This window comes from Sinomonas sp. G460-2 (assembly GCF_047759905.1).
Classification (GTDB): domain Bacteria; phylum Actinomycetota; class Actinomycetes; order Actinomycetales; family Micrococcaceae; genus Sinomonas.
In genome coordinates, this window is the sequence record NZ_JBKZWT010000118.1 from 1 (window position 1) to 10478 (window position 10478).

The window sequence follows — 10478 nt, forward strand, 5'->3', positions numbered from 1 at the left end:
TCGTTCGGGACCGCGCTCACGGCCGGCATGAGCGGGACGGTCGTCAAGTGGCTCGCGCAGCCGGGCGCGGCAGTCGAGGCGGGGGCCGCCGTCGTCGTCCTCGAGGCGATGAAGATGGAGACGACCGTCCAAGCCCACCGCGCCGGGACGCTCGGCGAGCACGCCGCGGCGCCGGGCGATGCCGTCGCCTCCGGCGACGTCCTGACTACGATCTCGTAGCCCGGGCGGCGCCTCCGGCGCAGCTAGGGTTGTGCCATGACGTCAGAGGAGGTTCTCGCCGGGCTGCGCGCCGAGGCAGGCGAGACCAAGCACGCCGAGACGAGCTCGTGGGTCGCGGCGCAGCTCCGGCAACGGATCGCCGACGGCCAGCTCGCCCCCGGAGCGAAGCTCGCGGAAGAAGCCCTCCGCGAGGCCCTCGGCGTCTCCCGGAACACCCTCCGCGAGGCATTCGCGACGCTGTACGCCGAGCGCGTGGTGACGCGCATCCCCAACCGCGGCGTCTTCGTCTCGCACCCCACGGCGGACGACATCCGCGAGATCTACCGCGTCCGGCGGCTCGTCGAGCCAGCGTCGCTCCTGTGGTCTCCCGCGGCTCCGACCGAGCCTCTTGCGGCGATCGTGCGGGAGGCGCGGCAGGCCGCCGAGGCCGGGGACGTGCCGGCGATGGCGAACGCGAACCAGGAGTTCCACCGCGCGCTCGTCGCGCGGGCCGGCAGCGAGCGCCTCAACAGCTTCATGGAGCAGATCCTCGCCGAGATGCGCCTCGTCTTCGCGACGATGGGCTCCCACCCGCGCTTCCACGCGCCCTATGTCGAAGACAACGCGCGGATCGTCGAGCTCCTCGAGGCTGGCCGCCCGGCGGATGCTTCCGCTCTCATGGCCGATTACCTCGACCGGGCCGAACAGCAGCTCCTCGCCGCCGTCACGGGCTAAGCTCGCCGGCCGACGCCGCCGTAACGCACCCGAAATTCGCCTTAAACGAGATTGTTCAACAACACCCTTGCCTGATTGTTCAACAAAAGGTTATGCTCTAGGTCACACGCGCTTATGGCGCACCCCCCTTCGCAGACCGAACCCCCTTTCGGAACGGATAATCATGCTTGTACTCATCGGGGTACTTCTGGTGATCGTTGGCTTTGCGATCCGCTTGAACCCCCTCGTCGTCGTCACCGTCGCCGGGATCGTCACGGCGCTCCTGGGTGGCCTCAATCCCCTCCAGATCCTCGAGGCCTTCGGCACCGGCTTCGCGAGCAGCCGCTCGGTCACGATCTTCGTCGCGGTGCTCCCCGTGGTCGGCATCATCGAATACTTCGGGCTTCAGGAGCAGGCCAAGACCCTCATCGGGAAGCTCGCGAAGCTCACGGCCGGCCGCGTGCTCCTCGGCTACCTCGCCGTGCGGCAGCTGACCGCCGCCGTCGGCCTCAACAGCATCGGCGGGCACGCGCAGACCGTGCGCCCGCTCGTCTTCCCCATGGCCGAGGGCGCGGCGCTGCGCCGCTACGGCCACGTCCCGGAGCACATCAAGGAACGCATCAAGGGCCACTCGGCCGCGGCGGACAACGTGGGCGTCTTCTTCGGCGAGGACGTCTTCGTGGCCGTCGGCTCGATCCTGCTCATCACGACGTTCGTCGACACGACGTACCATCTCCACCTCGAGCCGCTCCAGCTCGCGCTCTGGGCCATCCCGTCGGCGATCGCGGCGTTCCTCATCCACGGCTTCCGGCTCCTGCGCCTCGACAGGGCGCTCGATAAGGAGTACCGCGAGTACGAAGCCTCCACCGAGAACGCCATGGCAGGAGAAGCCAAGTGATCAACGTCGAAGCCGTCTACTGGCTCATCGGAATCCTGTTCATCGCGTGGGCCGTCCTGATCGTGCGGGACGCGAACCACCCGCGCCGCTGGGGCAGCTCGGCCTTCTGGGGCCTCCTCGGCCTGTGCTTCTTCTACGGCACCTGGGTCCAGGCGGGAACCGCGCCGGGGTGGATCCTCGGCATCGCCGTGCTCGTCCTCGTGGCCCTCGCCGCCACCAAGCAGCTCGCGGACGGCAAGGCCAAGACCTCGACCGGCCCCCAGCGCGAGGCCTTCGCCGCCAAGTTCGGGAACAAGCTCTTCATCCCCGCGCTCACGCTCCCGATCGTCACGGTCATCCTCGTGCTGCTCGCGCCGGTTCTCGCGATCGGCGGGACCCCGATCCTCGACCCCAAGAACACGACCCTCGTGGCCCTCGCGATCGGAGCGATCGTGGCGGCCGCCGTGGCCCTTGCCATCCTCCGGCCCAAGCACGCGCTCACGCCCGTGTTCGAGAGCCGCCGCATCCTCGAGTCGATCGGCTGGGCGGCCCTGCTCCCCCAGATGCTCTCGACTCTCGGCATCCTCTTCACGAAGGCGGGCGTGGGCACGGCGGTCAGCACGCTCGTCACCGGGGTCATGCCGAAGGGCTCGCTCCTCGCGGCCGTCATCGTGTACTGCGTGGGCCTCTTCGTGTTCACGGTCCTCATGGGCAATGGCTTCGCGGCGTTCCCGATCATGACCGCCGCGATCGGCTGGCCCGTGCTCGTCCAACAGTTCCACGGGAACCCCGCGATCGTCTTCGCGATCGGCATGCTCGCGGGCTTCTGCGGCACGCTGTGCACGCCGATGGCCGCGAACTTCAACCTCGTGCCCTCGGCCCTGCTCGAAATGAAGAACAAGTACGGCGTCATCACGGCCCAGCTCGGCACGGCGTTCCCGCTGCTCGCCGTCAACACCGCCCTCATGTACTTCCTCGCCTTCTAGGAGAACCGTGGACTTCGATCTCATGCCCTCGGCCGCGGAGCACTGCGCCGCCGTCGTCCTCGACAACCTGGGCCGCGACTTCCCGCACTCGGCCCACCACACCCAGCGCTCCGCGAGCGACCGCGCGATCCCCGAAGAGCTGCACCCCGTGCGTCACGGCCTGCACACGAACTCGGCGTTCGGTGTCGCGCTCCTGCTCGACGCGTTCCGCGCGCTCGGCCGGACGGACGCCGCGGCGGCGTGCGAGTCCGCGGCCCGCGCGTGGTTCGGCGCGGACGCGGGCTGGGCCTCCGAATGGGAGCTCAGCGGGCAGGACTTCCTCTCCGCGGGTCTCAGCGAGGCCGACCTCATGCAGCGCGTGCTCGGCCCCGACGAGTTCGCGGCGTGGCTCGAGCGCTTCCTGCCAGGGCTCGGCGCGGAGTCGCGCATGCTTGCCGTCGTCGGCGTGACCGACGAGTCCGACGGGTACATGGTCCACCTTCACGGTCTCAACCTGAGCCGCGCGGGTCAGCTCTCGCGCGTGGTGCGGGCCCTGCGGAAGGCGGAATCGCCGTCGTCTGTCTCCTCAGCCGAGCCCGTGCTCGCCGCCGCGGTCGATCCGCTTCTCAAGGCGGGGCTCACGGCCCTCGAGAGCGGGGACTTCATGTCGACGCACTGGCTCGCGAGCTTCGCGTGGGACGCGCTCGAGTCCCGGAGCGCGCTCGAGTTCGCCTGAGCCACGTCCTCGAGCTCGCTGAACGTCCCTTCCTGCCCATCTAGGTGCGGCCGACACCCGCGGAGGCCTGAAACCGTCAGGCGGACGGCGCCGTCATGGGCCGCACGCCACCGCAAAGTGGGCAGGAAGGGACGCGTTCTCACGGCGAGGGCTGCACCACCATCGCCGAGCCGCCGCCGCGCCGCGTCGGTTCGGCCGCAGCGAGCGTCCGCCCGTCCGGCAGGAACTCGATCGCGGTCTCGGCCCCGATCTCCGCGGCCGAGGTGAACGCGTCGCCGGACGGCTGGAACACATGCCCGTACGGCGTCAGCTGGCTCCCGTACTTCGCGATGAAGTCCGGTTCCGCCGTGACCTTCGCCGTGTTGCGCTGCGAGGCGCGCGGCGCGGCGATCGCCTCGGGTGTCGTCATGCCGCGGTCGATCCGGTTGAAGATCGTCTGGAGCACGGTCGTGATAATCGTCGAGCCGCCCGGCGAGCCGAGCGCGAGGAACGGTTTGCCGTCCTGGAGCATGATCGTCGGCGAGATCGACGAGCGCGGGCGCTTGCCCGGGTCGATCCGGTTCGGGTCCGTGGGGCTGTACACGGCCGAGAAGTCCGTGAGCTCGTTGTTGAGGATGAACCCACGCCCCGGAACGACCATCCCGGAACCGCCCGTCTGCTCGATGGTGAGCGTGTACTCGACCACGTTGCCCCACCGGTCGGTGACCGTCATGTTCGTCGTCGAGATGTTCTCGGTGTCCTTCTCCGCCGCGGGCGCCGCGGCCATCGGGCACACGCCGTTGTAGTTCGTCACGTCGCCGGGCGCCACGGGCTTGGTCGCCGCGTGCGTGGGATCGATCGAGCACGAGCGCTGCTTGCCGAAGAGCGGGTCGAGGAGGGCCTTCGTCGGGACGTTGACAAAGCCTGGGTCTCCCACGTACTTGCCTCGGTCGGCGAACGCGAGCGCGCTCGCCTCGAGGTAGTGGTGCAGCGCGTCGGCGTCGTTCATGCCGGCGAGGTTGAACTGGTCAAGGATGTTGAGCGACTCGCCGACGGTCGTGCCGCCGCTGCTCGCGGGAGCCATGCCGTAGACGTCGTAGCCGCGGTAGTTCACGTGCGTCGGGTCACGGTCGATCGTCGAGTAGTTCGCGAGGTCCGCGGCCGTCATGCTGCCACGCGGCACGGGCAGCGTAGTGGTCGGAGACTTCGGCGGGTTCTGCACCGTGTTCGCGATCTCGTCCGCGAGCGGTCCCGAGTAGAACGCCTGGATGCCGCCCTTCGCGAGCATCCGGTACGTCGCGGCGAGGTCATGGTTCTGGAAGATCGAGCCGACCTGCGGCGCGTCGCCGCCCGGCAGGAAGAGGCTCGCGGTCGAGGGGAAGGCCGCGAAGCGGGCCTTGTTGTCGAGGGTCTGCTGGCGGAACGTCGGGTCCACCACGAAGCCGCGGTCCGCGACCTTGATCGCGGGTTTGAGGGCCTCGCCAAAGCTGACGGTCCCCCAGCGGTCCAGGGCCCGCTGCCACGTCGCGGCGGTCCCCGGCACGCCCACGGAGACGCCGCTCGTCACGAGCTGGGGAGTGAAGTTGTACGGCTTCCCGGTCGCGGGATCGATGAACGCGTCGTGCCGCATCGCCGCGGGAGCGGTCTCGCGGCCGTCGATGGTCTGTACCGTGCGGGTCTTGGCGTCGTAGAACGTGAAGAAGCCGCCGCCCCCGATTCCCGAGCTGTAGGGCTCGGTCACGCCGAGGGTCGCGGCGGCGGCCACCGCGGCGTCAACGGCGTTTCCGCCGTTGCGGAGCACCTCAAGCCCCGCGGCCGAGGCCTCGGGATCCACGGTGCTGATGGCGCCGCCGTAGCCGACGGCGGTGGGGGTCTTCTCGGTCTGCCGCGGGTCCGCGGAGGCCGGGCTCGCGACCAACGCACTCGAAACGCCGAGCGCTAGGGTCGCCGCGACGGCGGCGAGTTGATGTCTGAATGTGCTCACAGGTCCCTCCCGATACAAGGCAAAGCAGGCTGACAGGGTGTGACCCAAGCTACTTTGCCGCCATCTGGGGAGTCAGCCCTCCGAGCAATCGAGTTTCTGATGCCCCGAGGGGTGAACCGGGAGTCGAGGCTGTTCGTTCTTCCTCGGGGAGAGCCACGAGGAGGCACAGGATGTCCGGGCTGGACAGCATCGCCGTGACGACGCTCAGCGGGCGCCGCACGACGTTCGGCGAGTGGGCCGGCGGCGTCCGGCTCGTGGTCAACGTCGCGAGCCGCTGCGGCCTCGCGCCTCAATACGAGCAGCTCGAGGAGCTCCAAAAGCGGTACGAGGGGCGAGGCTTCACGGTGCTAGCGTTCCCGAGCAATCAGTTCCTCCAGGAGTACCGGGACACCGAGAAGATCGCGGAGTACTGCACCGCGACGTGGGGCGTCACGTTTCCCGTCATGGACAAGGTGCGCGTCAACGGCCGCTCCGCGCATCCGCTCTACCAGGAGCTCGTCAAGACCCCGGACGGCGAGGGCAAGGCGGGGCGGATCACGTGGAACTTCGAGAAGTTCCTCGTCCTCCCCGACGGCACGGTCCACCGGTTCCGGCCGCGCGTCCTCCCCGACGACCCCGCGATCGTCGCGCTCCTCGAGGCGGGCCTCCCGCGCGAGCCGCGAGCCTAGCCGCTGGGCCGCGTCCCTTCCTGCTCATCTTCGGGCCGCCGACGCCCCGCCCGTGAGCTGAAATCCGCAGCGGACGCCTCCGGCGTGCTCCCACGCGAGTCCCAAAGTGGGCAGGAAGGAACGCCACTCGTCCTCGGATGTCCACGAGCACCATGCCCCCGGTGCCGCGCTCGACCGCGTCGTGCGCGGCGCCTAGCCTCAGCTCTGCCGGCGCAGGAGCGGCAGGATGCGCCGGAGCGCGAAGGCACCGACCCCGCGGCGCGTGAGGCGTGCCGTCTGCGACTCGGCGGCGCGGATGGCGGCGGTCGCGTACTCCGTCATCTCGGACTCGTAGGCATCGATCGCGGCGGGGACCTGCTCAGGCGCGTCCGCTGGGACGACGGCGAGACGGGCGGCGAGCGCCTGGGCGCTCCGTAGGGCGGTGTTCCCGCCGTGCGCGCCGAGCGGTGGCATGGGGTGGATCGCGTCGCCGATCGCGGTCGCATGGGTGATCGCGCGCTGCCCGCCAGGGCGGCCCGCCGAGAAGCGGCTGAACAGCGTGTCGGCGATGCGGGAGCTCGCGACGAAGCCCCGAAGCACGGGCGACGCGCCGACCGTGAGGTCGCGCGCCCTGCGGAGCAGCTCCTCGGGACCCTGATCGCGGAGCACGTCCGTCTCGGCGGGGTCGGGGATGAGTCCCCACATGACGTAGTCGCCGAGGGCGTCCAGGCCTGGGGGCACGGCGTCGGCGGGCAGGATCCCGGCCGGAGCCTGCGTGAACCGCATCGCGGTCGCGAAGAACGCGAGCCCGGGCTTCGGGAGCATGGCGAGGATGCCGCTGTCGTGCAGGTGGTCTGGCAGGAGAACCGTCCCATCGGCCCGGAGCGGGGCGCGGCCGTAGATTCCGCCCACGCCGAGCTGCTGAGGGGCCGCACCGGGGTAGACCGCCGGGCGCAGCCTCGAGCCGATGCCGTCGGCCACGACCACGAGGTCGAACTCCCTCATCCGGTCACCTCGATCCCCCGGCCGGTCAATGCCGATCCGGCTGCCTCCCGGAGTGCCCTCGATCGACGTGACGTCTGTCGACCAATGGACCTTGTCCTCGAGCCCGAAGAGCAGCACGGCGCGGAGCACCTCGCGATCGACCTGCCGTTCGGCATCGACGGTGGCGTCGAAGTCGACCACGACGGCGTCGCGGAGGCGCTCGTCCGTGATGCGGAAGTGACCGCCGGGCGGCCCGCTCGTCGCGTCGACCATGGCGTAGAGCTCGGCCGGGAGGCACGCGCGGAGGGCCGCGAAGCCGTGCTCGTCCACCGTGATCCGGAAGCCCTGGCGGCGGACGTAGGGCGAGGCGTCCCGCTCGAACACCTCGACGTCGGCGCCCCGGCGGGCGAGGCCATGGGCCAGGGTGAGGCCGCCGAGCCCCGCGCCGATGATTCCAACTTTCATTGTGATCTTCCTCCGTAATTAGTCCGGAATCCGGATGATCCGATATTCGGAAGATATCACGCTAGACTGGCGCCGTGAAGGATCTCTTGGAACAGCTCACGCGCGCGCAGCAGCACCACCTCGTGGACCAGGTCATGGAAAACGAGGCGATCGCGCGGGAATTCGGCGTGAGCCTCGCCGAGCTGCAGCTACTCCACCTGCTCGTGCTCCGACCCGACATCGTCGCGGCGCAGCAGGTGGTCAAGGTGACGGCACTCCCCTCGAGCACCGTCTCGGACATGCTCGAGCGCCTCGAACGGCTCGGCTTCGTGGAGCGCCAGCGCGACCCGAAGGACCGCCGCAGGTGGGTGATCACCCTGACGGAGCAGTGCCAGCACATCGCCCAGCGCTACACGACGAGCGAGATGGGCCGGCGCATGAACGTCGCCGTCGACGAGATGACCCCAGACGAGATCGAGACCGTGCTGCGCTACTTCACGCGACTCATCGCGTGACGCAACGCGGCACGGCTTCGATCTCTGGGAGGACCTGCAACCGAAAGAACAGCGGCGGGGGTCAGTCCTGGAAGTACTCGATCCGCGCGCCGATCGAGTTGAGCCGCTCCGCGAGGTCCTGGTAGCCGCGCTCGATCACGTAGATGTTCCGCAGCTCGCTCGTGCCGCGAGCCGCGAGCATCGCGAGCAGGATGCACGCCGCGGGGCGGAGCGCCGGCGGGCAGCCCACCTCTGCGGCGCGCCACTTCGTGGGGCCGTTGACGTAGATGCGGTGCGGGTCGAGGAGCTGGATCTGCGCGCCGAGCCGGTTGAGCTCCGTGAGGTAGATGGCGCGATTCTCGTAGACCCAGTCGTGGATGAGGGTCTGGCCGGTCGCGTTGCCCGCGATCACCGCGAAGAACGGCAGGTTGTCGATGTTGAGGCCAGGGAACGGCATGGGATGGATCTTGTCCGCCGGGGCGTGCAGCTCGGACGGGAGCGTTGTGACATCGACGAGCCGGGTCCGGCCGTTGCGCGCAACGTACTCGCCCGAGATCTCAAGGTCCTGGCCCATCTGCACGAGCGTCGCGAGCTCGATCTCCATGAACTCGATCGGCACGCGTCGCACGGTCACCTGCGAATTCGTCACGATCGCGGCGGTGATGAGGCTCATGGCCTCGATGGGGTCCTCCGAAGGGCAGTACTCGATGTCCTGCTCGATTCGTGCCCGTCCACGGATGCGCAGCGTCGTGGTGCCGACGCCCTCGATCTCGACGCCGAGGCTCTGGAGGTAGAAGCACAGGTCCTGGACCATGTAGTTCGGCGACGCGTTGCGGATCACGGTGAGGCCCTCGCGGTGCGCGGCGGCCATGATCGCATTCTCGGTCACGGTGTCGCCGCGCTCGGTAAGGACGAACGTGCGGTCGTCGCGGTCGGCCTCGGGGGCCCGCACGGAGTAGAAGCCGTTGGACGCCTCGACCGCGAGCCCGAAGGTCCGGAGCGCCTGCATGTGCGGCTCGACGGTTCGGGTACCGAGGTCGCAGCCGCCCGCGTACGGGAGCTTGTATTCGCTGCGCTCGTCGAGGAGCGGGCCTAGCAGCATGATGACGCTGCGCGTGCGCCGGGCCGCCTCGACGTCCATGGCCTCGAGGTCGAGGACGGCAGGTCGGCGGATCTGGAGGTCGCGTGGCTGCTCGCCGAGCGCGCCCGGGAGCCACGTGCACTCGACACCGATCGAGGTCAGGACCTCGACGATCCGGTTGACCTCCTCGATGCGAGCGAGGTTGCGCAGCGTCGTGGTGCCGCGGTTGATGAGGCTCGCGCACAGGAGCGCGACGCCGGCGTTCTTGGACGTGTTGACGTCGACGGCTCCGGAGAGGCGGCGCCCGCCCTCGACCCGGAGGTGGGTCATCTTGGACGGGCCGATATTGAGGATGCGCTGGCCGAGGATGTCCTCGATGCGCTGGAGCATCTTGAGGCTCAGGTTCTGCTTGCCCTGCTCCATCCGCGCAATGGCGCTTTGACTTGTGCCCAGTTCGGCAGCCAGCTGCCCCTGCGTCCAGCCCCTGTCGCTGCGCACTTCGCGCAGAATCGCCCCGACGGTCTCAGCAGTCTGTTGTGCCATGCGGCCAAAATATCACAGATGCGATAGTTGGCCGCAAATCGACACGATTTCGAGACAATTGGCGGTCTAGACCGCCCGGTAACACATTTCCATGAGATAACGCAAGGGTTTAGGGTTCGTTGACCACCGAGAGGACGTTACCCGCAGGATCCTTGAACCAAGCAATCCCGTTGCCCGCGGGTCCATTCGGATCGCGGAGGATTCCGTTCTCGTCGAGGGGCATCTGCTCGCTGCTCGGGTAGTGATCCGTCCGGATCCCGAGCTCGTGGAGCGAGGCCACGGCGTCGTCGACGCTCGGCACCACGAGGTTGAGCACCGTGTGGGTCGCCGGGACGTGGTCCGGCTTCGGGTAGACGAACACCTGAGCCCCGCCGGGAAGCGTGAGCCGCAGTCCGCCCATGATGTCCTCCGCTGTCAGGCCCAAGGTCCCGACGTAGAAGTCCCTCGCCTTCTCGACGTCGTCGACGCTGAAGCTCGAGAACGATCCAGTGATTTCAACCATCATGGCTCCTTCGCTTGTGGTCATGCCGGGGCTCCCCCGCGGAAAGGATTCCACCCCGCGGGGCCAAGCGCCAGAGGCGACATCGACGGATCAGGGTGGGTTGCGCCGTCGTCCGTCCCGTTGCGCCGTCACGTCAGCGGGGCGCCCACCTCCCCACCGACTCCCAACCCTCGAAGGCTCGGGCCGGGTTCCTCGTCGGTGTGGGCCCAGCGGATCTGACGGCGCAACGAGAGGGGGCTACCCCCACACGACGTTCCACGTCCCGAGCACGACGGCGGCCCCCACCGCGAGCGCCGCGATGCCCACCCCCGCGGCGATCACCCACGCGTC

11 protein-coding genes are annotated in these 10478 nt (G+C 69.1%); 7 read left to right on the plus strand and 4 right to left on the minus strand.

Going from position 1 to position 10478, the window contains the following annotated elements; genetic code table 11:
• The 5 genes from ACLN58_RS12215 to ACLN58_RS12235 form a co-directional block, all read left to right on the plus strand.
• On the plus strand, positions 1-219 hold a 219-nt coding region (locus tag ACLN58_RS12215; RefSeq protein ID WP_415855531.1), incomplete at its 5' end, for an acetyl-CoA carboxylase biotin carboxyl carrier protein subunit.
• Between the two features lie 36 nt (positions 220-255).
• Positions 256-933: a GntR family transcriptional regulator gene (locus ACLN58_RS12220; RefSeq protein WP_415855532.1), complete on the plus strand. Its 678-nt coding sequence runs from the start codon at positions 256-258 to the stop codon at positions 931-933.
• 163 nt (positions 934-1096) lie between these two features.
• On the plus strand, positions 1097-1810 hold the full coding sequence (locus ACLN58_RS12225) for a DUF969 domain-containing protein (RefSeq protein WP_415855533.1): 714 nt from the start codon (positions 1097-1099) through the stop codon (positions 1808-1810).
• A complete protein-coding gene (locus tag ACLN58_RS12230; protein ID WP_415855534.1) occupies positions 1807-2775 on the plus strand; it encodes a DUF979 domain-containing protein in 969 nt (322 codons plus the stop codon). Before ACLN58_RS12225 ends, ACLN58_RS12230 begins: the two co-directional genes overlap by 4 nt.
• 7 nt (positions 2776-2782) lie before the next feature.
• On the plus strand, positions 2783-3490 hold the full coding sequence (locus tag ACLN58_RS12235) for a DUF2891 family protein (RefSeq protein WP_415855535.1): 708 nt from the start codon (positions 2783-2785) through the stop codon (positions 3488-3490).
• 139 nt (positions 3491-3629) lie between these two features.
• Here ACLN58_RS12235 and ggt read toward each other — a convergent pair whose 3' ends face one another.
• Entirely contained in the window at positions 3630-5453 is a 1824-nt protein-coding gene (ggt, locus tag ACLN58_RS12240; protein WP_415855536.1) for a gamma-glutamyltransferase, read from the minus strand.
• Positions 5454-5623: 170 nt separating this feature from the next.
• On the opposite strand from ggt, the gene ACLN58_RS12245 reads away from it, so the two are divergent.
• Positions 5624-6121, plus strand: coding sequence for a glutathione peroxidase (locus tag ACLN58_RS12245; protein ID WP_415855537.1), 498 nt, complete (start codon positions 5624-5626; stop codon positions 6119-6121).
• Between the two features lie 198 nt (positions 6122-6319).
• Here the strand turns inward: ACLN58_RS12245 and ACLN58_RS12250 are convergent, their stop codons facing one another.
• Positions 6320-7549: an FAD-dependent oxidoreductase gene (locus tag ACLN58_RS12250; protein WP_415855538.1), complete on the minus strand. Its 1230-nt coding sequence runs from the start codon at positions 7547-7549 to the stop codon at positions 6320-6322.
• Positions 7550-7623: 74 nt separating this feature from the next.
• On the opposite strand from ACLN58_RS12250, the gene ACLN58_RS12255 reads away from it, so the two are divergent.
• Positions 7624-8043, plus strand: a complete 420-nt coding sequence (locus ACLN58_RS12255) for a MarR family winged helix-turn-helix transcriptional regulator (protein ID WP_415855539.1) — start codon at positions 7624-7626, stop codon at positions 8041-8043.
• 61 nt (positions 8044-8104) lie between these two features.
• On the opposite strand, the gene ACLN58_RS12260 is transcribed toward ACLN58_RS12255, so the two are convergent.
• Together ACLN58_RS12260 and ACLN58_RS12265 are read right to left on the minus strand one after the other, a co-directional pair.
• Positions 8105-9646 (minus strand): UDP-N-acetylglucosamine 1-carboxyvinyltransferase, encoded by a 1542-nt coding sequence (locus ACLN58_RS12260; RefSeq protein ID WP_415855540.1) that lies wholly within the window; start codon positions 9644-9646, stop codon positions 8105-8107.
• A 109-nt stretch (positions 9647-9755) separates the two neighbouring features.
• Positions 9756-10148 carry a VOC family protein gene (locus ACLN58_RS12265; RefSeq protein ID WP_415855541.1) on the minus strand — a complete coding sequence of 131 codons (393 nt, stop codon included), beginning with the start codon at positions 10146-10148 and terminating at the stop codon, positions 9756-9758.
• Positions 10149-10478: the final 330 nt, after the last annotated feature.